This is a genomic window from Campylobacter gracilis (assembly GCF_001190745.1).
Lineage (GTDB): Bacteria > Campylobacterota > Campylobacteria > Campylobacterales > Campylobacteraceae > Campylobacter_B > Campylobacter_B gracilis.
Genome location: NZ_CP012196.1, coordinates 1,286,644 through 1,310,203, shown reverse-complemented (window position 1 = coordinate 1,310,203; position 23,560 = coordinate 1,286,644). Strand labels below are relative to the sequence as shown.

Here is a 23,560-nt window from a genome sequence, read left to right as displayed (position 1 = left end):
TCTAAAATTTTGTCGCGCTTTGAAATTCCATCGTGTTTTAAAACACTGCCGCGCCGCCCTGAAATTTTGCGCGACGGTTTAAACGAAATTTTACGCCGTGAAATTTTGTGTGGCGGAATTTTTATCTTTCAAATTTTATAGGCTTAGCACGCGACCGTACGTGCACGGATTAAGCGTTTAGGAAATTTATCGGTAAAATTTGAACGTGAAATTTTAAAATTCCGCGCTACTAAAATAGGTGAAATTTTACGCTGAAATTCTATCGCTAAAACCCACTTTAAGCGCGGGTTCTAGCGTCTTGCGATGAAGCTCTGTAGCCAGTTATCCATTGTTTTTTTACGGCAAAGAGACAATCGCATTTGAAAATTTTATTTCTAATATCCTTTTGAACTTTGTCGAGATTATATTTTCTCGCATTTTCTTCGCCAATTTTTTCTTCAACTACGAAAGCCATATATAGCCTAAATTCTAACTCTTTTTTGTCGCCTTCGCATACGCCGCGACGTATTCAAAACCCGAATATAGCGTCAGCGCAACTGCGATCCAGAGTAGGGCGTTTGCATATGGCCACTGCATCGTTAGCCAGCCGATAGCGATCATTTGAAAGACCGTTTTTACCTTACCAGCCATCGACGCGGCGACCTCTACGCCGTCGCCCGCCATCGCCACGCGAAGGCCAGTGATGAAAAACTCGCGGATTAGGATCAGGTAGATCGCCCACGGACTAGCGCGCCCGATAAACATAAGCCCCAAAAAGCCCGCAAGCGTCAGCATCTTATCGGCAAGCGGATCGATAATGGCGCCTAGTTTGGTCTTCTGGTTCCAAGAGCGCGCGATGTATCCGTCAAAAAAGTCCGTGACGGAGGCGATGACAAATACGAACGCGGCAAAATAATCGATCCAGCTGACGTGCACAGAGCCCACCATACCGCCGTTTGCACGGCCGGCTAGTAAGATCAGCCAAAAAAACAACGGCGCCAGCGCAACGCGAAAGCTCGCTAAAATATTGGGTAAATTTAGCATTATTTAAAGGTCGTTCCGCCGTCGACGATGAAGGTGTGCCCCGTTACCCAGCTAGCCTTGCTCGAGCATAGAAATAAACATGCTCCCGCCAAATCCTCCGGCTGCCCCATGCGTCCTAGCGGGCTAAGCTCGGCGGTCTTGTCGCGCACCTCTTCGTAGTTCGTAAAGGCCCTAAGCGCGTCCGTCTCTATCGGGCCGCCGCTTACTACGTTTACGCGGATATTTTTCTCTCCTAGCTCGGTTGCGGCGTAGCGTGCCATCGCTTCAACTGCGGCTTTCGCCGTGCCGTGACCCGCGTAGTTTTCGATATAGACTAAATTTCCCGTGGAGCTAAGCGAGATGATCGAGCCGCCGCCTACCGCCTCCATGCGTTTTGCGGCTTCTTGCGCGCCCACGACGAAGGCATTTACGGTTGCGGTAAAGATATTATTAATGCCGCGCGGCTTTAGCCTCATAAATTTAGTGTATCCGCCTGCGACCGCGCGACCCGAGATGATAGCGTTTGAGATGAAAAAATCCACTCGCGCAAAATCCTCGTCGATCTTGGTAAAGAGTTCCTTATAGGTCTCGGGCTCCAAGATATTGAGCGCATAAGCGCGCGCCTTGATGCCGTAAGCCTTCTCAAGATCGGCTGCTTGCGAAGTCGCCAGCTCCTCGTTGGAATTATACGTAAAAGCGATATTTGCTCCCGCAGCTGCGAATTCCAAAACTATCGCCCTGCCTATGCCTCTCGTGCCGCCGCTGATAACTAGCGTTTTTCCTTTAAATTCGTTCGTCAATTAAAATCCTTTGATAGTGTATTGTTTCATTACGTTTTCTATTTTTTTGAGATTTTCCGCGCTCGGCTCGCAAAGCGGCAAGCGGTACTCTAAACTCGGCGCGAGGCCCGCGATATACATCGCTGCTTTGATCGGGATCGGATTGCTCTCGCAGAATAAAATTTTATTGATCGCGTAGAGATCGTCGTTGATCTGCTTGGCTTTTAAAAACTCATTTTGCAACGCAAATTTCGTTAGCTTTGCCGTGTAATCGGGCAGTAAATTTGCAGTGACCGAGATCACGCCCTTGCCGCCGTTACTTAGGATCGGATAGTTGATCGCATCCTCGCCGCTAAGCACGCTAAGGCGCGGCTCGTGCGCGAGCAGATCGACGCATTTATCGATGCTGCCGCTAGCTTCTTTGACGCCGTAGATGTTCTCGCAGTCGTTAAAAAGCTTGATGATCGTATCTGCGGCGATGTCGCAGCCGGTGCGTCCCGGGACGTTATATAGCAGCACGGGCAGATCTACCGAGCTCGCGATCGCCTTGTAGTGCAGATAGAGCCCCTTTTGAGTGGGTTTGTTGTAGTAGGGCGCTACGGATAAAATTCCGTCCGCGCCGTGAGCCTGTGCAAACTGCGCTAGCCCGATCGCTTCATGAGTTGCGTTGCTGCCCGCGCCCGCTAGCACCTTGACGTCCGTGCCCTTGCACGCATCTACGGCGATTTCGATACAGACGCGGTGCTCGTCGTGCGTCAGCGTCGCGCTCTCGCCCGTGGTGCCTACGGGTACGACCGCGCTTATGCCGTTTGCGATCTGTCTTTTGATGAGCTTGGAGTAGGTCTGCTCGTCCAGTTTGCCCTCTTTAAAAGGCGTGATCAGCGCCGTCATAGAGCCGATTATGACATTTTTATTCATCGTTTTCCTTTCGTAAGATAATGCTCGTGGAGCTTTTAAGGCTTAGATAGGTTTTCATCGCTTTTTTAACCGCGTTTTTATCTAGACTTTTGATCTCGCGCTCCAGCTTAAATAGCGCGTCCAGATCGCCGCGGACGATGTAGCTGCCGTACATCTGCGCTACCTTGCTAGCGCTGTCGAGGGAGTAGATCAGATCGCTACTTAGGGTGTTTTTGATCTTTAACATATCGTCATCGCTTATTTTAGATTTTTTAGCTTTTTCGATCAGCGCTAAAATTTCACTCCTCAGCGCCTCGCCGCTTACGCCTTGGTTGCAAACGGCAAAGACTATAAATAAATTCTCATCCTTACCGCTCATATCGTAGATGTTGATCTGATTGGCGAGCTTTTTCTCATCGACCAGCACGCGCTGTAAAAGCGAGCTCTTGCCGCCGCTAAGATATATATCCATCGCTTTGATTGCCGCGGCGTCGGCGTGGTTAAACGGCGGAATTTTAAAGGCGACCGCCACGATCTGCGCTTCGCTGCTTTTGTAAATAACGCTAAGCTTCTCGCCGTCTTGCGCTGGCTCGGTGCAGTGAAGGCGCGGAATTTCACTCTCGTTTTTTACCGGAGCGAAGTATTTTTTGGCCGCATCAAACGCCGCTTTTTCGCCGATGTCGCCGGTGATCAGCAGCACGGCGTTTTGCGGCTGATAAAATTTAGCGTGAAATTCCTTGATATCTTTGATACTCCAGTTTTCGATGTCCTTGCGAAAGCCTATCGGCGTCCAGTGGTACGGGTGGTACAAAAACGCGGCGTTGTAGAGCCTGAAAAATAGGTATCCGAACGGATCGTTATCGGTGCGCCACAGCCGCTCTTCAAGCACGACCTTGCGCTCGGGCTGAAATTCTTTGTCTTTGAGGCTCAAGTTTTGCATTATGTCGGCGTAAAGATCCAAGCAGACCTCTAAATTTGAGCTCGCACACTTGATGAAGTAGTGCGTGTAATCAAAGCCCGTGCTTGCGTTATTTACGCCGCCGAATCCCTTTACGATCGCGTCGAACTCGCCCGCCTTGCGATTTTTTGTGGATTTAAAATTTAGATGCTCCAGCATGTGTGCGATGCCGCTTTTGCCCATCGTCTCGTCGCGCGAGCCGACGTTGTAAAACACATCCACGCTGATGACGCCGCTGCCTTTATTCATCGGGATGTGATAAATTTGAAGCCCATTTTGCAGCGTGATTTTCTTAAATTTCGGAAACATTAATCTTTTTTCGCCTTTCGTTTTTTGCTTGAGTTTTGCTCCGCGTCTTGGGAGCCGCTCGCTTCTCTGGTTTCTTTAAGTTCTTTAGCCTCTTTTACCTCAGCTTTTTTAGTTTTGGCGCTACTTCGTTTTACGTTTTTAGCTTTGGAGCTTTTGCTTTCCGCGCTGCTTTTTGGCGCGGCTTTCGTTTTAGAATTTTTACTTTCTATGCCGTTTTTTGGTGCGGCATTAGTTGCGGTTTTGCTTTTGGCAGCTTTGCTCGCCGTGCCGCTTTGCTTTGCTTTTTTGGCCTCTAAATTCTCGCTCTTTGCGCTGCTTTTCGAGAGATTTTTTGCATCGGCGTCTTTCTTCTGTGAGGCGTTATCTTGCACGTCGTCATTATCCTGCGGAGTATCCTTCTGCGCGGCGTCTTTTTGCGTAACGTCCTTTGAAATTTTACCGCGTTTGGAGCTTACGTCGCTTTTGGAGGTAGTTTTTGAAATTTCATCCGTTTTAGCTTCCGCCTCTTTGTCTTCGCAAGCGCGTAAATCCGCGCCGTCGCCACGATTTTCGGTCTGATCATTTCTGATGCCGTATCCTTCGCCTGCGCGATCTTTTAAATTTACTCCGACCGCCTCGCCGATGCTATTAAAGCCGTCTGCGCGCAGAAGCTTCGCGAGCCCCTCGTTGATCGATTTTGCGACGAACGGGCCTTTGAAGATAAAGGCGGTAAAAATTTGAACCAGGCTCGCGCCCGATTTGATGCGCTCATAGGCCTCCTGCGCGCTGTCTATGCCGCCGCAGCTGATTAGGATCGTGCGGCCGAAGAGCTCTCGAGCGACCTGTGCGAAAAGCTCGCGCGATTTTTCGGTAATCACCCTGCCGCTTAAGCCGCCAAAGTCCCTAGCATTGGGGCTTAGCGAATAATCGACGCTCGTGTTGTTTATGATGATGCCGCTTGCGCCGCTTTGCACCGCGCACTCGCACAGCGCGATCGCCTGATCCGCGCTCATATCGGGCGCCAGCTTTAAGACGAGCGGCCTGTTCGTGATTTTTTTCATCGCTCCGATTAGCTCGCTTATGAAGCTATTTTCTTGCAAAGCACGCAGATTTGGGGTGTTCGGCGAGCTTACGTTGATGATGAAAAAATCGCACAGCCCGTTAAATTTACGACCCAAGGCTTCGTAATCGCTTAGCGCGTCCTCGTTCGAAGTGGCCTTATTTTTGCCGATATTTGCGGCGATCGGGATTTTAAAAGGATAAATTTTTCGCACGCGACGCTCGATAACATCGGCACCTTCGTTGTTAAAACCCATCGCGTTTTGAATGCTCTGCTCGCTAACGAGGCGAAAAAGTCGCGGCTTTTCGTTGCCGCTTTGAGGACGCGGCGTAAAGGTGCCAAAATCGATGTGTCCGAAGCCAAGAGCGGCCAGCGGCGCGATCATCGTGGCGTTTTTGTCGAAGCCGCCCGCGATACCTACTGGATTATCGAAGCTTAAATTCCATATATTTTGAGTTAAAATTTCATCTTTATAAACGCCGAATTTTGCCAAAGCCTCAAGCCCGCCCGGAGTCGCATAGAGCGCGCGAAGTCCGAATTCTGCGATCTTGTGAGCGGTTTCGGGATCAAATCGAAAAAAGATTTTTTTCAAGGTATCGTAATTCATAATTTTTCCTCAAATTTTGCGTAATGGTAGCTAAAATTTAATTAAATATAGATAAGGATTTCGCGCTGAATTGCAATTCGCGGCGGTTAAATTTAATTTTAGAATTACGCGCTTAAATGCTGCGTAGAATTTCTACGGCTCGCCGCGTTGATCTGAATTTACGCAGAAGTTCAAAGATGTGCGGCGCAAATTTTATAAATTTAGCGCGCCCGAGTGCGTGCTGAAACGCGCGGTGTCCGTGGTATGGCTCGCGGTGGCAGGCATCGCCGCGATTTTATCCTGCGCCGATCTGCGCTCAATCCCGCTGAAGCTAAATTTTAAAATTTAAAGCGTCCACTCGCGCCGTTTGAGTTTAGCGCGCGTCTTTGTCAGCGAAGGCAACGATCATCGTGCCCAGAGGAATGATCGCAACGCCCAAGATAATCGCTAGCGGGTTTAGCAAGGACAGCTTGGCAAGCAGGTAGATCGCCGCCACGAGCGCCGCGTAGGACAAAATTTTAAACGGAGAGAAAAACGCCCCCGCAAAGTTGCTCCGAACCTCGCCCCTCTCGCACTCATCATCCCAACCATCAATGCTGCCGTCCGCGCCGTCGAAATCATCATTTGATCCGTCGCGCGGGCCGTCAATCCCACCTCCAAAATCGCTCGTACCGTCGCCCGGCTTGCCGCTATCTACATCGCCGCCACGATTGCCGCTATCTGTGCCATCGCTATGATTGCTGCGATCTGCGCCGTCGCTCCGCTCGCTGCTATCTAAGCCGCCGCCCAGATCGCTGCTCGCTACATTTTTTAAGTCGCCGCAACGCGCGCCTATGCCGCCTTGCGAACTATCGCTAGCCTCGTCGTTTATGCCGCCGTATGAGTCGCTACAAGTCGCGCCATCTTTCATGTTAAATTTATCGGCGGCGGTGTGTTCCAGAGCGGTTATGCCGCAAGCAGAGGTTTCGTCACGGCTGCTCTCGGTGGAATTTATATCGCACTCGCCGGTAGCGATTTTGTCGCACTCGGCGTCTAAATTCGAGCTGTGAGTAAAATTTATATTGGCGGCGGAGTTTGCGGCACACTCGGCGGCGGTTTCATCGTACAGGGCGTGGCTATCATCGTTTTCGACGCAGCTATCGCCGCTCGTGAAATTTACTGCGCCTTTGGAATTTTGAGCATTTGAAATTTCCGCGCCTAAATTTACGCCCCTAAAGCTTTCGCTTTTTAAAATTTCGCCGCCGTAAACTTCGCTGTATGAAATTTCATCGCTGCCGCCTGTGCCGCCTCGGTTTTCGCCGCCGCAGCTTGCGGAATTCGTATCGTTTGCGGAAGTTTTGCCGCTTATAAAATCGGAGGAATTTTTAGGGCTTTGCCGTAAAATTTCATCGTATTTGCCGGCTCTGAGCTCATCTTCTATTTTGTTGCGGTAAGCGCGAAACGAAAAATATACCGCACCGAATGCGCCTAAAAATCCAGCCTCCAAGCTAAGAAGCCACGCAAGCGCCTGCACGCCGAAAGAGCCCGTGCCGAAAAATCCTGAGCCGCAAAGCGCCAGCCCGAGCAGGGCAAACGCCGCATTTAGCGCGCAGTATATGAGCAAAAATCGCCTATTCAATCTCGCTCATCCCATTCATCGTCGTCGTCAAAATTTTTCGGATCCGCCTTGTATTTCGGATCGTCCTCAAGCTCCTTTAGGCTCGAGTTTAGCGCCTTGCACGCGCGGTAAACGTTCAAAAACGCCGCCGCGATGCCGATAGCGATGCCGAGCCATAATAAAAGCAGCGAGCCCGTGAGGTGCCGCAGCCCAAGCCCGATCGCTACGCCGATGCCGATCGCTACGACGATCGAGATGCCTAGGCTGATGTCGCAGGCGCCCTTTACGATTTTGTTTAAATTTTTCGTTACTCTCATCTAAAATCCGTAAAATTTTAAAATGCAGCCCCTAAAGCGCCGCCATCGCTTCGTCTGCGGCATTTAGCGCAAAGTCGATCTGCGTTTCGTTCATCGTGGCGCAGATAAAGCCCGTCTCAAACTGACTAGGCGCCAAAAATACGCCGCGCTTAATCATCTCGCCGTGAAATTTCGCAAAGCGCGCGGTGTCTGCCCGCAAAGCACCGTCATAGTCGCGCACCTCTTCGTCTGCAAAAAAGTAGCCGAACATCGAGCCTACGCAGGCGGTTTGCAGCGCGATGCCGCGATGCCGCGCTATGGCGCAAAGCCCGTCCGTAAGCCTACGGGCAAGCTCGCCGAGCCTTTCGTAAAGGTCGCTGCTAGCGTAAATTTTACTTAGGCTAGCGATGCCCGCAGCCATTGCGACGGGATTTCCGCTTAGCGTGCCTGCTTGATATACCGCTCCTAGCGGGCTTATCATATCCATGATTTCGCGCTTGCCTGCAAACGCCGCCACGCTCATACCGCCGCCGATGACCTTGCCGAAGGTCACCAGATCGCCGCGGACGCCGTAGATACCGTAGCTGCCCAGCTCGCTCGCGCGAAAGCCGCTCATTACCTCGTCGATTATCAATACGATCTTTTTCTCGTCGCACAGCGCGCGAAGCTCGGTTAAAAATTCGGGATCCGCCGGCACCAAGCCCATATTTCCAGCGATCGGCTCGATTATGATCGTGCCGATGTCGTTTTGCGCTAAGACGTCCTTTACGCTTTGTATGTCGTTGTATCTGGCTAGGTAGGTGTTTTTTGCGACGTCCTGCGGTACGCCCGCGCTGCTTGCGTTACCGAAGGTGCTCGCGCCGCTGCCCGCTTTGACGAGCAGGCTGTCGCTGTGACCGTGGTAGCAACCCTCAAATTTTAAAATTTTATCTCGTCCGCTAAAGGCGCGTGCAAGACGGATCGCGCTCATCGTAGCTTCCGTGCCGCTGCTGGTAAAGCGGATCTTGTCTAGGAAATCGAAATTTTTTAGCACCAGCGAAGCAAGCTGCGTCTCAAGCGGGCTGGATGCGCCGAAGCTTAGCCCCTTTTTGGCGGTCTGCACGACGGCGCGCTCAATGTCAGCATCGGCGTGACCGAAGATGAGCGGACCCCAGCTCTGCACGAAGTCGAGATATTTTTTGCCTTCAACGTCGTAGATGTACGAGCCCTCGCCGCGATCCACCATAAAAGGCTCGCCGCCTACGTTGCCGAATGCTCGCACAGGCGAATCTACGCCGCCTGGGATAAGTTTTTGTGCTGCTAAAAATTCGTCGTGATTATTCATTTTTTCTCCTTCTTTTTGGGTTGATTTATCGATTTTATATATTTGTAGATGATGATGATCTCGTTTTGCGTCAGGAAGTAGCTTGGCATCACGTCGCGCGAGCTGCTGATCCCGTCGGCGAGCTCCTGAAGCGAGAGAGCGTTGATCGGCGGCGCATTTAGGGCGCGCTCGTAGTAGGCGCCCGCGGTGCGGTTAAATTCTTTATATGTCGCGATCAGCGAGCCCTCGCCCTTCTCGCCGTGGCACTTGTCGCAGCCGATGCCGCGCGGGTTTTTATACAGCATCGCGCCGTATTCTTCGTCGGTGATAAAACTCTCGGCTTGTGCGCTGCGAGGTAGAAAAAATATGACCGCGTTTAAAAATAGCGCTAAAAATATGAAATTTCGCATCTTCTCGTTTCGAATTTTTGGCGCAATGATATAAAAAATGTGCTTAAATTTCATAACGCAGCTATCTTTTCGATCCCCTCGAAATAAAAGACGTTTAGCTCGTCCTGCCTGCGGTAGAGGAATTTTAGTCCGTGCGCTTTGGCGATATTATCGACGATGTAAAGCCCTAGGCCGAAGCTTTGTTTGGCGTTCGTGCCCTTGACGAAGGCCTCTTTGTAGTAGCTAAAGTCCTTCTGCAGCGGCTCGCCGAGCGTTATGAAGTCCATCGTCTCGGCGTTTAGGCGGATTAAAATTTTACCGTCTGCGGCGTATTTGACGGCATTGTCGATTAAATTTTTCACCGCGACGCAAAAGAGCTTCAGATCGACGTTTAGGCTTAGACCTAGCGGATTTTGCAGCGTGACGCAGCCGGGCTCGATCATCGCGATACTAAGCGCTTCTTTTAAAATTTCATCCATTGAAAAAATTCCGCATTCGCCTAGCGCCGTGCCCGCAGTCGCGCGCTCGACCGCCGCAAATTCGTTGATTAAGCTCTCCAGTCGCTCAAAGACTGAGATGAGGCGCTCCTGATTTTTGCCGCGCTCGATCATCTCGACGGCGATGCGACCCTTTGTGATGGGGGTTTTGAGCTCGTGCATTATGTTTCGCAAAAACAGATGGCGCGATTCGTTAAGCTTGTTTATCTGCGTGACCGCCTCGTAAAATGCATGCGAAACCTCGGAAATTTCGTCGTTTCCTACGCTTACGTCCTTGATCTGAAGATCGCCTTTAGCAAATTTATCGATCTGGCGCTTGAGCTTGCGAAGGGGGCGAATTTTGCGGATGATGAAGATATACGCAAGCAGGATGATCACCAAAATGACGCCGTAGATCGCCTTGAAAATATCGTAGCGGTAAGGCTGATACTCCTTGTCGTTTAAAAGCCGCGTCTCGCCCGCGTGTGTGATTTTTAAGTAGTGCTTGCGCTTGAACAGCAAGATATCTGCAGAGCCGATGTCTGCGGAGATGCTGTCTAAAATTTCGGCGCCTTTGATGATCTCATCGCGCTTGGCTTCATCGCGGATAGTCGAAAACTCGAAATTCGCGACCTGCCGTTCGTATTCGACATCGCTGATGAGCTTACTCATCTGATATAGGTTCGCGCGCGCAACGATGGAGTATTTGGAGTTTAGCTCGCGGGTGTAGTTTTGCTGATCGTAGCCAATGAGCCAGAGTAGAGCGAGCGAAACGCCCACGGCAGCGAGTGCGAAGATGAACGTGATGGTATAAAAAATCGACGATCTTACTTTCATTAAATTTATATGATCCTTAAATTTTGAAAATTTCAAAGCTTTGAAGCCGCGGGCTTACTTTGGCTTTGGCGCACGGATCGGCTTACGGCTCATTCGGCTTTAAATTTACGGCGCGTCTTAAAGGCGTGGTGCGTAAATTTTAAAATTTCATCGCAAAGCAGGGTGCTTTTAAATTTAATAGCCGCGCTGCTTTAAATTTTTAAAATTTGCCTCTTCTTGCTATGCGATTGGTTCTACCTTTTACAACTCGTTCCGCGCGTAGAGCCGAACTGCTTGCGGAATTCGACGATAAATTCCGCGCGCATCTAACCGCGTGCTAAATTTATAACTACAAAATTTTATCGTAAAATTTTAACGCTTCAGTTGCGGCGTCTTAAATTTAAAAGGGGAAATCGCGCGGACTGGACTTGCGATTTCAGTTTCGCCGCGCGGACATCTATTATAAATTTATAGCCGCGTGCGGCTAAATTTTATCGCATCGCCCGTACGGCGCAGACCCGCTCATTGTATCAGCTTATAGCCTACGCCGCGGATGGCGTGGATGTAGCTAGGCGCTTTGGACGTTTCGCCGAGCTTTAGGCGGATGCGACCGATGATGACGTCGATGCTTTTGCTCGAGGATTCCTCGCTTATGGAGCTGCAGTTGTAGATGAGCTCCTCGCGGGTGATCGCGCCGCCTTCCTTTTTGATGAGATACGAAAGCACGTCGTATTCGGCTATGGTGAGCGACAGTGGCTGTCCTTTGAAGCTGATGACGTGGCGGAAATCGTCCACTTCGAGGTCTTTTTTCGGTTTTGCGGCGCGCTGGATGGAGTTTATGTCGTAGCGCTCGATGTGGCGCTTGATGCGCGCTAAAAGCTCTTGCGGATTATAGGGCTTTGGCAGATAATCGTCCGCACCGAAGTCGAAGGCGTTGATCTTGTCGGTCAGATCGTGGCGGGCGCTTGAGATTATGATCGGTATATCGGTGTTTTTGCGGATCTCTTTGCAGACCTCAAGCCCGTCCATCCCAGGAAGCGTGAGATCTAAAATCACGAGGTTGAAATTTTCTAAATTTAGCTTAGAAAGTCCCAAAAACGGATCGTCCGCGACGGTAATATCGATATCGTATTGCTGCAGATATTCGCTTAAAATTTCGGCGAGTTCTAAATCGTCCTCTATCATTAAAATTTTAGTCATAAAAAACCTTTGAAATTTTGCGCGGATTATAACAAAATATAGTTTATATATTTTAAAGCGGCAAATTTGGGCGAAATTTTACAAAAATGAGGCGAGAAGGGGTAAAATCTTGAAATTTTTTGAAATCTGGCAAAATTTCAAAAATAAGCTCCAAAAATATGGAAAAATTTTGAAATTTAAAGAAGCAAAATCTGAAAAATTGACGAATTTGGGCTAAAATCGGCTAAATTTTGCCGATTTTTGCGTTTTTTTCTTAAAAAACTATTGTATTTTTTGCGAAACTATTGTAGAATACCGCCCAAACCACTTTATTTTAAAGGATTAGCATGAAAAAAGCTGATTTTATCCAAGTAGTTGCCGATAAGGCGGGTCTTTCTAAAAAAGATACTGTTAATGTAGTTGATTCTGCACTTGAGGCTATCAAAGAGCTTTTGGTAAAAGGTGATGACATAAGCTTCATCGGCTTCGGATCTTTCGGTATTGCAGAGCGTGCAGCTCGCGAGGGTAAAGTTCCTGGCACAAACAGAACTTATAAATCTCCTGCTACTAAAGTAGTAAAATTTAAAGTCGGCAAACAGCTAAAAGAGGCTGTTGCAGCCGCAAAAGGCAAGAAGAAAAAATAATTTTCTTGCTCCAAGCCCCGCTTGTCGGGGCTTATCTTTTTTTAAATTTATACAATCAAAACTTTTCAAAATGCCCGAGTGGTGAAATTGGTAGACGCACCAGACTCAAAATCTGGCGAGGGTGACCTCGTGTCGGTTCGATTCCGACCTCGGGCACCATAAATCTTCTTTAAATTTCATCCGTAATTTCAACTGCCTTTTGCAAATTTCAACTTGCTATAAAATTTTTTATACTATTATTACCGCGGTATTTCTTTAAAAGAGGCAATTATTTATGATACGTAAAATTCTTATCGCTAATCGCGGCGAGATCGCGGTTCGCATCATTAGGGCCTGCAGAGATCTGCATATTAAAAGCGTCGCGATCTATACCAAACCCGACATCGATTGCTTGCACGTAAAAATCGCCGATGAGGCCTACGAAGTAAGCGCGGACGCGCTAAAAGGCTATCTGGATGCCAAAAAGATCGTCGAAGTCGCCAAAGAGTGTGGCGCTGATGCGATACATCCTGGATACGGCTTTTTGAGCGAGAATTTTGACTTTGCAAGAGAGGTCGAGGACGCGGGCATTATTTTTATCGGCCCAAAGCCCGACGTTATCCGCAAAATGGGCAACAAAAACATCGCTCGCTATTTGATGCGCAAAAACGGCATCCCGATCGTGCCCGGCACTGAAAAGCTCAATCACGAGAGCATGGATACGATCAAAAAATATGCGCGCGAGATCGGCTATCCCGTGATTTTAAAAGCTAGCGGCGGCGGCGGCGGGCGCGGTATCCGCGAGGTGTGGGAAGAGAAAGATATGGAGAGCGCCTACGACTCGTGCACGAGGGAGGCGAAGACTTTTTTTAACAACGATGAAATTTTTATGGAAAAACTCGTCGTCAAGCCGCGCCATATCGAGTTTCAGATTATTGGCGATAATTACGGCAACATCATCCACCTCTGCGAGCGCGATTGCTCGATTCAGCGCCGCCATCAAAAGATCATCGAGATTGCGCCATGTCCCTCCATAAGCGAACATCTACGTAAAACGATGGGCACGACTGCAGTCGCTGCGGCAAAAGCGGTGAATTACACCAACGTCGGCACGGTAGAATTTTTGCTCGATGATTACAATAACTTCTATTTTATGGAGATGAATACCCGTATCCAGGTCGAGCACGGCATCACCGAGGAAGTTACGGGCGTCGATCTGGTCGTACGCCAGATCCGCATCGCAAACGGCGAAATTTTAGAGCTTGAGCAAAGCGATATTAAGCCGCACGGCTACGCGATCGAAGCGCGTATCACCTCCGAAAACGTCTGGAAAAATTTCACCCCGGTCCCCGGCACCGTTAGCGATTATTATCCTGCACTTGGTCCTTCCGTGCGCGTCGATAGCCACATCTACAAGGGCTATAAAATTCCGCCGTTTTACGACTCGCTTCTAGCCAAGCTCATCATCAAAACCACTGACTACGACCTGGCCGTTAATAAGCTAGAGCGCGCGCTGAAGGAGTTTCGCATCGAGGGAGTGCGTACTATCATTCCGTTTTTGCTCAGCATCAGCAAGTCGCGCGAGTTCCGACTTGGCTTTTTCGATACAAGCTACGTAGAGAAAAATTTAGACAAAATTTTAGAAAACACTATGGACGATATGCAGCCGAATAAAAACGAAGCGATCGCCGCCATCATCGCTGCGATGCGCAAATCGGCGCGGATTTAGGAAAGAGTATGGATTTTTTAGATAGCCTAAAAGATATAAAAAAGGATATGCTTAAGGACAAGGCGGCAAGCTCCGCGCCCAAAAAGCCTAAAAAGAGGGATTCAAATCGCGACGAGTTTAAAGATATTTTCAGAGATGATGATTCGAGTTCGCAAAGCGAAAGCGGCTTAGACGGCGTCGTGACGGAAGAGCTTGACGTAGCCAAAGAGAGCATCGCCGCACGCGAAAATCGCCTCAAAGACGAGTTTTTAAAATACGTGGACGCGGCAAACATCAAAAAGCTGAATGACTGAAATTCCATTTTGCACGCTGGATTTTGCCTGCCCCTATCTGGATGGCAGAGCCGCGCGCAGCGAGTATCTCTACGTAAAAGACTGCGACTTTGAGTATAATTCAAGCTTAGTTCAGCACGGCTACCGCCGCTTCGGCAGGTATTTTCAAAAGCCCATTTGCGCAACCTGTGCGGAGTGCAAAAGCCTGCGCATCGATGCCGCAAATTTTAAATTTAGCAGATCGCACCGTCGCGTCTATAAAAATAATCGCACGACCGCCTATATATGGCAATCTCGCCCGCTTTTAAACGATGCGCGTTTGGAGCTTTTCGCGCTTTATCACGACTACATGCATCTAAAAAAGGGCTGGCCTCTGCAAGAGATCGATTTTGAGCGGTATGATGAAATTTATGTCCAGGGCCACGGCGACTTCGGCAAAGAAATTTCTTACTACGGCGAGGACGGGCGGCTTATCTGCGTCGATCTCATCGATATCGTGGATGACGGCATCAGCTCGGTGTATTGCTACTACGATCCGTATCTGCCGCATCTAAGTCTGGGTAAATTTTCGCTTTTAAAACAGATCGAGTTCGCCCAAGATCTGGGGCTGCGCTGGATCTATCTGGGCTACGCGGTGAAGCAGTGCCAGAGCCTAGCGTATAAATTTAGCTACGAGCCGTATGAAATTTTAAACTCATACACAGAACTTGACGCTCCCGCCGTGTGGGAGGGGCGCGTAGAGGGGTAGGTTCCACGCGCGGGCGTCCCCGCCTGTAGCGGCCTAGATATAAGCGCTGCGCGAAATGGTAGGCTTCGTACGCCCTTACAGCGACAGCGCACAGGAGTCGAGATCGTCCGCGTAGAATTCGGTCTCGCGCAGATACGACGAGGTATGTTAAAAGCACGCCTTGGCGTTAAATTTTGCGCTGAAATTTAGCGCCGCTCTGCCTGCGAAAATATCCGCGGCGATGGAATTTAAAAGGAAGGCAGATGGATTTTCAAATTTTACGGCAGGCTCGGCATTTGCATGTCGCAAGACGGCACGCGCAGCTTTTGGGCGTACTTGACTCTTGAGTGTGCGCTAAAAAAGGCGATTAGTTTAGGCACCGCAGCGACCAGCTTCGGTTCTGTACGGACACCGCCGCGTAAGCGGCGGAGCGAAAAAGAGGCTGATTCAGGGCAAATTTATCAGCTCCACCTTGTTTTCCAACGTTTTTGGGATCAATAAAACCTTGCCGTCACTTGAGATGTCTGCAGGTCTTTGCATCGCGCCGAGGTTTATTTTGCGTATCTGTCCGTTTGCATCGATACGCCAAATTTTACCGCTTAAAAGGTCCTCTCCCCAGTCGCTGATTAAAATTTCGCCGTTTTTTCCGCGCACTATGCCGTAGAAAACCCCCTTCATATTGGCAAAGATCGAAATTTCGCGGGATTTCAAATCCATGCTTAGCACGCGCCCCAGAACCTTTCCGCTAAGATCGAATGTAGTGATCAGAAGCTTATCGCCTTTAGCCAAAAGTCCGTTTGGGCTGCCTAGCGATGGATCGATGCGTACGAATTCATCCGCGGTGCGCGAGAGCAGGTCGATGCGCCAGATCGTTCCACGTGCGGGATCGCTTGCGAGCAAAACTTCGCTGCCGAGCGCTACGACGTCGTTTAAGGCCTGCGCTCCCTCGATTTTTAGATTGAAAACCTCCTGGCCTTTGCTAAAGCCCCTGATCGCGTCCAGATCGCACACGTAGAGCACGTCGCCGATCTGCGCCATTCCGCCCGGATTTATCAGATCGCTTATAAATTTAGTCTCCACGACATTAGAATTTTTTACTATGCGGCTGATGAAGCCGTCGCGCTCTTGTGGATCTTCACTACTGCCGCGATTTGCGATATAAAAAGCGTCATCGGTAATGAGTGAACCACTAGGTGCGCTAAATCCGTCGATCTCTAGGCCAAAAAGCGCGCCCGCCAAGGCGCACGAAAGTAGAACTTTTTTCATAATCTCTCCTTGATCTCGCCAAAATTTTAAGAATTTTAAAATTTTAAGGGAAGCGACGAGTGCCAGGTTAAAATTTTAAAATTCGCAGCGAGCTTTAAGATGAGCGAAATTTAAACCCACAGAGCAAATAAAAGCGCAATTTTAATTAAACAAAGTGGCTTAATCGGAAAAATTCTAGCGGGTCGGACAGCCTTGCTTCGCGCGTCGCTTTCAATTTGATGCGTCGAAGCCGAAGCGAGTAGGTTTTGTGTGCGCTTTGGTTTACTCTGCCGCTCGCGGAATTACGCCGTGAAATTTAAGCCGTATCGCGCAACTGCGGGCGTTTTTGCATACGTAATTTATTTAGGCTGTTGCTTTAAAATTTTAATTCTACGAGCGAATATTTTTTGCAAACTGCCGCGTGATTTTGATGCGCAGATGAAAGCGTTACGTTTAAAGACGTCACACGCTTTAAAATTTGATTTAATTTAAACAAAGCGCGATTAAAATGCGATTTAAATTTTATGCACCGCGGGTGTAAAATTTCGGTCGCGAAAAGAGAACCTGCCGCAAAAATTATTTAAAATTTGCAGTGCACAAAACGCCCTTTGAAATTTAAAAATTTTAAAACGAACCTGGGCACTTTTCAAAAATTTAATACGCGAAATTCAAGTGCACGACTAATCGCAGCCGTACACTTGAATTTTAAATCGTAAAATTTAAATCGCAGAAATTAATGCGCGCGCCGAAGCGGGAGCTAGAGGAACTAAAGCAACCCTGCGCGGCTAAATGCTAAAATCCTCGCCGAGGTAGAATTTACGGACATTTGGATCACTGGCTATCTCTTTTGCGGTGCCGCCGGCGAACAGCTCACCGTCTTTAATGACGTAGGCGCGGTCGCAGATCGCAAGCGTTTCGCGGACGTTATGATCGGTGATGAGCACGCCGATGCCAAGATCGCTTAAATCGCGCACGATGCTTTGGATGTCGTTAACGGCGATCGGATCGACGCCCGCAAACGGCTCATCTAAAAGTAGAAATTTCGGCGTTATCATCAGGCTCCGCGCGATCTCGCAGCGCCTGCGCTCGCCGCCACTTAGGCTCACGCCCTTGCGCAATCTGATCGGCTCGATGTTGAGTAGATTTAGCATCTCATCGACTTTGCGTGAGGCTTCCGCTTTATTTTTATAGGTAATCTCTGCAGCGAGCATTAAATTTTCTTCAACGCTGAGCTCCTTAAAGATGCTGCTTTCTTGTGGTAGGTAGCCGATGCCGAGCTTAGCGCGTTTGTGAAGCGGAACCTTCGCGATGCTGTTCTCATTAAGCAAGATATCACCACCGCTAGCGCTTATCAGCCCACAGATCATATAAAACGTCGTGGTTTTGCCCGCTCCATTGGGCCCTAGCAGCCCTACGATCTCGCCGTTGTAAAGCTCTAGTGAGATGCCCTTAATGATCGGCGTGCCTTTTATGGTTTTTTTTAGACCCCTGACTTCCAGTTTATGCATAGCTTACCTCGTATTTTCGCCCTTGCGCGTGCGGCGTGATCCTCACTACGCAAAAATCAAGCTCATATTTTTTAAGTAAATTTATCAAATTTTCATCCGCCCATTCGATCAGATGAAGCCCCTCTTCAAATAAATTTTCAAATAGTCCGTTTTTTAAAATCCCCTCACAGCCGCCGTTATAGATGTCGTAATGATAAATTTGGCCATAATTTTGCATGATCGAAAACGTAGGTGAGCTCACGTGCTCGTCTAACCCGTGCGCCCGCACGATCGCGCGCGCAAGAGTCGTTTTGCCGCTGGCAAGATCGCCGATTAGCAATATTATGCCGCTTTTTGGCAGAGCCTGCACGAGGCGTGAAATTTCATCCTCGCCGCAGATGAGTTCAAAGCTCTTGGACATACTTTGCCTGCTCGCTTTTGGGCGTATTTTTTGCGCTAGGAAAGGCTAGGACTTTAAAGCTTTGTTTTCTATCCAAAAAACTTATAGTGATAACGTCGCCGATTTTAAGCTCTTTGGCGGGCTTTACTGCCGCGCCGTTTACGGCTACGACGCCGCTTTTGCACATATCTTCGCTGATGGCGCGGCGCTTGGTGATATTTACTGCGTTTAAAAATTTATCGATTCTCATAGGTGTGAGTTTAGCGATATTTGCCTTAAAAGCAACTATTAAACTATTTTTGGTAGAATTTCGCCAAATTTTACGTAAAGGATTTGAGATGGCAAAAAAAGATGTAAAAAAGGTCGTTTTGGCGTATTCCGGAGGACTAGATACTAGCATTATTTTAAAGTGGCTCGGCGATACTTACGGCTGCGATGTGGTGACTTTCACCGCAGATATCGGTCAGAACGAGGATTTGGAGCCAATCAAAAACAAAGCTTTGAAACTAGGCATCAAAAAGGAAAATATCTTCGTAGAGGATCTGCGCGAGGAATTTGTGCGCGATTACGTATTTCCGATGTTTCGCGCAAATGCCGTCTATGAGGGCGAATATCTTTTAGGCACATCGATTGCGCGCCCGTTGATCGCTAAAAAGCTGGTTGAGATTGCGAAAAAAACCGGTGCGGACGCCATAAGCCACGGCGCGACCGGCAAGGGCAATGACCAAGTTCGCTTCGAGCTTGGCGCATACGCGCTAAATCCCGATATTAAGGTGATTGCGCCGTGGAGGCTGTGGGATCTGAACTCTCGCGAGAAGCTACTTGCCTACGCTAAGAAAAACGGCATCGACATCGCTTCAAAGCCCGGCAAGTCGCCGTATTCGATGGATGCGAATATCCTTCATATCTCCTACGAGGGCTTGGTGCTGGAAGATCCCGCCCATGCGCCCGAAGAGGATATGTGGCGATGGACCGTAAGCCCTAAAAATGCGCCAGATAAGAGCGAGATCATCGAGATTGAATACAAGCATGGTGATCCCGTAAAACTAAACGGCAAGGCGCTTAAGCCGCACGAAATGCTGGCAGCGCTTAACGAGCTCGGCGCTAAAAACGGCATCGGCAGGCTTGATCTTGTTGAAAACCGCTACGTCGGCATGAAGAGCCGCGGCTGCTACGAAACTCCGGGTGGCACGATCATGCTAAAGGCTCACCGCGCGATCGAGAGCATCACGCTAGATCGCGGCGCGGCGCATCTAAAAGACGATCTAATGCCGCGCTACGCCGAGCTTATCTACAACGGCTTTTGGTTCAGCCCTGAGCGCTTGCTGCTTCAAGAGCTGATAAACAAATCCCAAGAGCATGTAAACGGCAAGGTTAAGCTAGAGCTTTATAAGGGCAACGTGACTGTGCTGGGCAGGGAAAGCAAGAGCGATAGCTTGTTTAATACCGATTTTGTGACGTTTGAAGAGGACAAGGTTTTCAATCAAAAAGACGGCGACGGATTTATCAAGCTAAGCGCGCTAAGATTTATCATCGCAGGCAAGAACGGACGCAAGCTTTAGATGAAATTTTGCCTATAGTGGTAAGGTGTGCAGGCGGATTTCACAAAACGAAATTTTAAAATTTATCAGAAAAGTAGCGAGCGGCTGCGGGCGAATTTCATAAAATTTCACGAAATTTTAAATCCGCCCGCGCCGCTTATAAAATTTTATAAATTTAAAGCTAAATTTGAAAGGATAATGGATGAAAGTACTACTAATCAAAGACGTTAAAGGGCTCGGAAAGGCGGGCGAGGTAAAGGAGGTCAAGGACGGCTACGGCAATAACTTCCTAATTGGCAAAGGCTACGCCAAAGCCGCTACGACTGAGGTTTTGCGTAAATTTGAAGCGGATAAGAAAAAGCAAGCCGAGCTAGAAAAATACGAGGTCGCAAGCTTGCAAAAACTAGCCGAGGAGCTAGCTAAGATCCGCGTAAAGATCGTAAAGCAGACGGGCGAGAGTGGCGCGCTTTTTGGCTCGGTGACCAAAGATGAGATCGCAACCGCGCTAAAAGAGCAAAAAGGGATCGAAATCGATAAGAAAATTTTAGAGACCGAGGCTATCAAAACGACCGGGATTTACGACGTAAATGTCAAGCTAAAGCATGGCATAAGCGCTAAATTTGAGATAGAGGTGGCTAGTGTTTGAAGCGACTACCATTTTAGCCTACAAAGGCGCGAAGGGCTCTGTCATCGGTGGCGACGGGCAGGTTACGTTCGGAAACACCGTCTTGAAGGGTAATGCGACTAAAATTCGAAAGATCGGCAAAGAGGGTAACGTCTTGGCGGGCTTTGCGGGCAGCACCGCCGATGCGTTTAATCTTTTTGATATGTTTGAAAAGTGCTTAGATGGCGCAAAGGGCGATCTTTTAAGGGCTGTGATAGAATTTAGCAAGCAGTGGCGCAAGGATAAGTATTTGCGAAAGCTCGAAGCGATGATGCTGGTGCTGGATCGCAAAAATATCTTTCTGCTTAGCGGCACGGGTGATGTGGTAGAGCCGGACGACGGCAAGATCGCAGCGATCGGAAGCGGCGGAAATTATGCTCTTAGCGCGGCGCGAGCTTTGGATAAATTTGCAAGCTTAGACGAAGAGGAGCTCGTAAAGCAAAGCCTTAAAATCGCGGGCGAGATTTGCATTTACACGAATGAGAACATCAAAACATACGCAATTTGGGACGAAAAGAGATGATGACGCCAAAGCAGATCGTAGAGAAACTAGACGAATATATAATCGGACAAAATAGCGCCAAACGCACGATAGCGGTGGCTTTGCGAAATCGCTACCGCAGAATGGCGCTCGAAGATGAGATGAAAAACGAGGTGATGCCCAAAAACATCCTGATGATCGGCTCTACCGGCGTGGGCAAGACCGAGATCGCGCGCAGACTTTCGAAGATGTTTGGACTTCCTTTTATTAAGGTCGAGGCGAGCAAATATACTGAAGTAGGCTTTGTGGGGCGCGACGTGGAGAGCATGGTGCGCGATCTGGCCGCTGCGTCGGTAAATTTAGTGCGCGGCGAGGAATTTGAAAAGAACAAAGACAAGATCGATGATTACATCAAGCGTAAAATTTTAGAAAAAGTCCTTCCGCCGCTTCCGCGCGGAGCGAGCGAGGAGAAGATCGCAGATTACGAAAAAAGCTACGAAAAGATGGCAGCTAAGCTCGAGCGCGGCGATCTGGACGATCTTAGCATCGAGATCGAAGTAAGCGAAAACGCGCTTGAGTCAAATCCAAATTTGCCGCCCGAGATGGCGAATATGCAGGAAAGCTTCATCAAAGTAATCGGAATTTCGACGCGCAAAAGCAAAAAAGAGATGAAGGTCAAAGACGCCAAGGTTGCCCTCAAAAGCGAGGCTAGCGAGAAGGTCCTCGATATGGAGAGCATCAAAGCCGAAGCCGTTAGGCGCGCGCAAAACGAGGGCATCATCTTTATCGATGAGATCGATAAGGTGGCGGTTTCAAGTGGCAATAGCGGCAGGCAGGATCCGAGCAAAGAGGGCGTGCAGCGCGATCTGCTTCCGATCGTGGAGGGCAGCAGCGTAAGCACGAAATTCGGCAATATCGATACCGATCACATCCTTTTTATCGCCGCGGGCGCCTTTCATATCAGCAAGCCGAGCGATCTCATACCCGAGCTTCAGGGACGTTTTCCGCTTCGCGTCGAGCTTGACAGCTTAGACGAGGCGGCGCTGTGTGAAATTTTAACCAAGCCGAAAAATTCGCTTCTTAAGCAGTACTCGGCGCTTTTAAAGACCGAGGGTGTGGAGCTGGAGTTTAGCGAGGACGGAGTCAAGGCGATCGCGAAATTTGCGGCAAGCACGAACGAAAAAGTCGAAGACATCGGCGCTAGAAGGCTGCATACGATAATGGAAAAGGTGCTTGAGGATATCAGCTTCGAAGCGGATAAGTTTAAAGGGCAAAAGATCGTCGTGGATGAAAAGCTCGTAAGCGAAAAGCTCGCAGGCATCGCAAGCGACGAGGATCTGGCGAAATACATTTTATAAGGCGGCGCGGTAGCTACTCTTAGAATTCTGCAGAGTCGCGGAATTTTGCGGATAGCGAAAATTATGCGCTCTTAGAATTTGCAAAGCGCTGGGATTTCGGGCGCAAAATGTAGCGGAATTTTAAAATGCGCAGAATTTCGTCCTTTTAAATTTGGCGATGCTTTAAAATTTTAAGTCTGTAAAATTTCTAGGATGATTGAATTCTGCGCGGTGCGGGTTATATATAATGTAGTCGTGGGATGAAATTTAAAATTTCGCTGTTAATTTATGAAGCCGCAAAATTTACGGCGCGCAGAATTTGAAATAGATAAAATTTTGCGCCTAGGGGAGCGGAATTTAGCGCTACCGTGCAGCTTGAAATTTTAAATTTTACCCACTTATGTGATGGCAGAATTTCAAAATTTAGCCGCTCGTGCAAGAGCCAGCCTGCGCAAAACGAGATTTTAAATTTGCTTGCTATGGTTTAATGCCCCAGTCGCAAGCAGGATAAAATTTTATAAATTTAAGGAAAATATGAAAAGCGGATTTGTAACGCTCATCGGGCGGACGAATGCGGGCAAGAGCTCGCTGTTAAACTATCTCTGCGGCGAGAAAATTTCGCTCGTCTCGCACAAAATCAACGCCACGCGCCGTAAGATTAACGGCATCGCGATGAACGGCACAGATCAGGTGATTTTCACGGACACGCCGGGGCTGCACGAAAGCGCCAAGCTGATGAATAAGCTGATGGTCGAAGTAGCGCTCGGAGCTATTGAGGGTTGCGATTTGGTGCTGTTTTTGGCGCCGGTACACGATGATACCGCGGAATACGAAAAATTTTTAAATTTAAACGCAGGCATCAAACACATCGTGATTTTAACTAAAATTGACGAAGTAAATGACGAAAAGATCGTGCAAAAGCTGCTGCAATATCAAAAATTTACCGATAAATTCGAAGCGATAATCCCCGTTAGCATCAAAAAAAAGGTCTATAAAAAGCAGGTTTTGGACGAAATTTGTAAAATTTTGCCCGAGCACGAGTATTTTTACGACCCCGAAATTTTAAGCGCGACCAACGAACGCGAAATTTATCGCGACTTCATACTTGAGGCGATCTTTGAGAGTATGAGTGACGAGATCCCGTATTGCAGCGACGTCGTGATGGAAAAAGTAGTCGAAAAACCGGGTCTAACCTCGGTGTATGCGCGGATCATAACGGACAGCAATTCACACAAAGAGATGTTGATCGGCAAAAACGGCGAGGCGATCAAACGGATCGGAATTCGAGCCAAAAAGTTAATTTCAAATTTTTCTAAGGTCAAAATTTACTTAAAATTAACAGTTTTTGTAAAAAAAAGCTGGAAAAATGACGAATTTATGGTGAAAACCGATTTTATCTATTGACATTTTATTTTATTTCTATTAGTA

26 protein-coding genes, 1 tRNA gene and 1 pseudogene are annotated in these 23,560 nt (G+C 48.5%); 11 read left to right on the top strand and 17 right to left on the bottom strand.

All coding sequences use genetic code 11. The features are described 5' to 3' along the window. Positions 1–277: 277 nt before the first annotated feature. From CGRAC_RS11920 to CGRAC_RS06465, 12 genes and pseudogenes are all read right to left on the bottom strand, one after another. Complete coding sequence (locus CGRAC_RS11920; RefSeq protein ID WP_005870219.1) at positions 278–454, bottom strand: hypothetical protein; 177 nt, start codon at positions 452–454, stop codon at positions 278–280. A 14-nt stretch (positions 455–468) separates the two neighbouring features. After that, positions 469–1,026, bottom strand: coding sequence for a CDP-diacylglycerol--glycerol-3-phosphate 3-phosphatidyltransferase (gene pgsA, locus CGRAC_RS06515; RefSeq protein ID WP_172539850.1), 558 nt, complete (start codon positions 1,024–1,026; stop codon positions 469–471). Next, positions 1,023–1,802: an enoyl-ACP reductase gene (locus CGRAC_RS06510; protein WP_005870222.1), complete on the bottom strand. Its 780-nt coding sequence runs from the start codon at positions 1,800–1,802 to the stop codon at positions 1,023–1,025. Before CGRAC_RS06510 ends, pgsA begins: the two co-directional genes overlap by 4 nt. Further along, on the bottom strand, positions 1,803–2,699 hold the full coding sequence (gene dapA, locus CGRAC_RS06505; protein ID WP_005870224.1) for a 4-hydroxy-tetrahydrodipicolinate synthase: 897 nt from the start codon (positions 2,697–2,699) through the stop codon (positions 1,803–1,805). Continuing rightward, entirely contained in the window at positions 2,692–3,945 is a 1,254-nt protein-coding gene (locus CGRAC_RS06500; RefSeq protein ID WP_005870226.1) for a M16 family metallopeptidase, read from the bottom strand. The genes dapA and CGRAC_RS06500 overlap by 8 nt, the downstream gene beginning before the upstream one ends. Before the next feature lie 593 nt (positions 3,946–4,538). Then, positions 4,539–5,591: pseudogene (locus tag CGRAC_RS12520) on the bottom strand (quinone-dependent dihydroorotate dehydrogenase); the annotation flags it as partial. Positions 5,592–5,943: 352 nt separating this feature from the next. After that, a complete protein-coding gene (locus CGRAC_RS06490; protein ID WP_005870234.1) occupies positions 5,944–7,173 on the bottom strand; it encodes an ICP22 family protein in 1,230 nt (409 codons plus the stop codon). Between the two features lie 11 nt (positions 7,174–7,184). Further along, the gene (locus CGRAC_RS06485; protein WP_005870236.1) at positions 7,185–7,484 is read right to left on the bottom strand and encodes an AtpZ/AtpI family protein; all 300 of its coding nucleotides are present in this window, start codon (positions 7,482–7,484) and stop codon (positions 7,185–7,187) included. 31 nt (positions 7,485–7,515) lie between these two features. After that, entirely contained in the window at positions 7,516–8,787 is a 1,272-nt protein-coding gene (gene hemL, locus CGRAC_RS06480) for a glutamate-1-semialdehyde 2,1-aminomutase (protein ID WP_005870239.1), read from the bottom strand. Continuing rightward, a complete protein-coding gene (locus CGRAC_RS06475; protein ID WP_005870241.1) occupies positions 8,784–9,230 on the bottom strand; it encodes a hypothetical protein in 447 nt (148 codons plus the stop codon). Before CGRAC_RS06475 ends, hemL begins: the two co-directional genes overlap by 4 nt. Next, positions 9,227–10,468, bottom strand: a complete 1,242-nt coding sequence (locus CGRAC_RS06470) for an ArsS family sensor histidine kinase (RefSeq protein ID WP_040303643.1) — start codon at positions 10,466–10,468, stop codon at positions 9,227–9,229. The genes CGRAC_RS06475 and CGRAC_RS06470 overlap by 4 nt, the downstream gene beginning before the upstream one ends. 501 nt (positions 10,469–10,969) lie before the next feature. Continuing rightward, positions 10,970–11,647, bottom strand: coding sequence for a response regulator transcription factor (locus CGRAC_RS06465; RefSeq protein WP_005870247.1), 678 nt, complete (start codon positions 11,645–11,647; stop codon positions 10,970–10,972). A 326-nt stretch (positions 11,648–11,973) separates the two neighbouring features. Between CGRAC_RS06465 and CGRAC_RS06460 the strand changes: the two genes are divergently transcribed. The 5 genes from CGRAC_RS06460 to CGRAC_RS06440 all read left to right on the top strand — a co-directional run bounded on the left by CGRAC_RS06460 (position 11,974) and on the right by CGRAC_RS06440 (position 14,998). Beyond that, positions 11,974–12,270 carry an HU family DNA-binding protein gene (locus tag CGRAC_RS06460; RefSeq protein ID WP_005870248.1) on the top strand — a complete coding sequence of 99 codons (297 nt, stop codon included), beginning with the start codon at positions 11,974–11,976 and terminating at the stop codon, positions 12,268–12,270. 72 nt (positions 12,271–12,342) lie between these two features. Further along, positions 12,343–12,429 (top strand) — tRNA-Leu (locus tag CGRAC_RS06455). A gap of 115 nt (positions 12,430–12,544) precedes the next feature. Next, on the top strand, positions 12,545–13,978 hold the full coding sequence (locus CGRAC_RS06450; protein WP_005870250.1) for an acetyl-CoA carboxylase subunit A: 1,434 nt from the start codon (positions 12,545–12,547) through the stop codon (positions 13,976–13,978). 8 nt (positions 13,979–13,986) lie between these two features. Continuing rightward, positions 13,987–14,271: a hypothetical protein gene (locus CGRAC_RS06445; protein WP_005870251.1), complete on the top strand. Its 285-nt coding sequence runs from the start codon at positions 13,987–13,989 to the stop codon at positions 14,269–14,271. Continuing rightward, positions 14,264–14,998, top strand: a complete 735-nt coding sequence (locus tag CGRAC_RS06440; RefSeq protein ID WP_005870252.1) for an arginyltransferase — start codon at positions 14,264–14,266, stop codon at positions 14,996–14,998. The genes CGRAC_RS06445 and CGRAC_RS06440 overlap by 8 nt, the downstream gene beginning before the upstream one ends. Before the next feature lie 147 nt (positions 14,999–15,145). Here the strand turns inward: CGRAC_RS06440 and CGRAC_RS12315 are convergent, their stop codons facing one another. The 5 genes from CGRAC_RS12315 to CGRAC_RS06415 form a co-directional block, all read right to left on the bottom strand. Continuing rightward, positions 15,146–15,286, bottom strand: a complete 141-nt coding sequence (locus CGRAC_RS12315) for a hypothetical protein (protein ID WP_005870253.1) — start codon at positions 15,284–15,286, stop codon at positions 15,146–15,148. Positions 15,287–15,424: 138 nt separating this feature from the next. After that, positions 15,425–16,243 (bottom strand): NHL repeat-containing protein, encoded by an 819-nt coding sequence (locus tag CGRAC_RS06435; RefSeq protein ID WP_005870254.1) that lies wholly within the window; start codon positions 16,241–16,243, stop codon positions 15,425–15,427. A 764-nt stretch (positions 16,244–17,007) separates the two neighbouring features. Next, the gene (lptB, locus tag CGRAC_RS06425) at positions 17,008–17,730 is read right to left on the bottom strand and encodes an LPS export ABC transporter ATP-binding protein (protein WP_005870257.1); all 723 of its coding nucleotides are present in this window, start codon (positions 17,728–17,730) and stop codon (positions 17,008–17,010) included. Continuing rightward, complete coding sequence (gene tsaE / locus CGRAC_RS06420) at positions 17,723–18,130, bottom strand: tRNA (adenosine(37)-N6)-threonylcarbamoyltransferase complex ATPase subunit type 1 TsaE (RefSeq protein ID WP_005870258.1); 408 nt, start codon at positions 18,128–18,130, stop codon at positions 17,723–17,725. Before tsaE ends, lptB begins: the two co-directional genes overlap by 8 nt. Beyond that, complete coding sequence (locus CGRAC_RS06415) at positions 18,114–18,359, bottom strand: RNA-binding S4 domain-containing protein (RefSeq protein WP_005870259.1); 246 nt, start codon at positions 18,357–18,359, stop codon at positions 18,114–18,116. The genes tsaE and CGRAC_RS06415 overlap by 17 nt, the downstream gene beginning before the upstream one ends. 88 nt (positions 18,360–18,447) lie before the next feature. Between CGRAC_RS06415 and CGRAC_RS06410 the strand changes: the two genes are divergently transcribed. The 6 genes from CGRAC_RS06410 (at position 18,448) to era (ending at position 23,536) form a co-directional block, all read left to right on the top strand. Further along, positions 18,448–19,671: an argininosuccinate synthase gene (locus tag CGRAC_RS06410; RefSeq protein ID WP_040303646.1), complete on the top strand. Its 1,224-nt coding sequence runs from the start codon at positions 18,448–18,450 to the stop codon at positions 19,669–19,671. A 27-nt stretch (positions 19,672–19,698) separates the two neighbouring features. Next, positions 19,699–19,881 carry a hypothetical protein gene (locus CGRAC_RS12220; RefSeq protein ID WP_005870261.1) on the top strand — a complete coding sequence of 61 codons (183 nt, stop codon included), beginning with the start codon at positions 19,699–19,701 and terminating at the stop codon, positions 19,879–19,881. Beyond that, the gene (rplI, locus tag CGRAC_RS06400; protein WP_005870264.1) at positions 19,853–20,296 is read left to right on the top strand and encodes a 50S ribosomal protein L9; all 444 of its coding nucleotides are present in this window, start codon (positions 19,853–19,855) and stop codon (positions 20,294–20,296) included. The genes CGRAC_RS12220 and rplI overlap by 29 nt, the downstream gene beginning before the upstream one ends. Beyond that, positions 20,289–20,837 (top strand): ATP-dependent protease subunit HslV, encoded by a 549-nt coding sequence (gene hslV, locus CGRAC_RS06395; RefSeq protein WP_005870266.1) that lies wholly within the window; start codon positions 20,289–20,291, stop codon positions 20,835–20,837. The genes rplI and hslV overlap by 8 nt, the downstream gene beginning before the upstream one ends. After that, a complete protein-coding gene (hslU, locus tag CGRAC_RS06390; protein WP_040303649.1) occupies positions 20,834–22,153 on the top strand; it encodes an HslU--HslV peptidase ATPase subunit in 1,320 nt (439 codons plus the stop codon). The genes hslV and hslU overlap by 4 nt, the downstream gene beginning before the upstream one ends. 513 nt (positions 22,154–22,666) lie before the next feature. Next, positions 22,667–23,536: a GTPase Era gene (gene era, locus CGRAC_RS06385; protein WP_040303652.1), complete on the top strand. Its 870-nt coding sequence runs from the start codon at positions 22,667–22,669 to the stop codon at positions 23,534–23,536. Positions 23,537–23,560 lie beyond the last annotated feature (24 nt).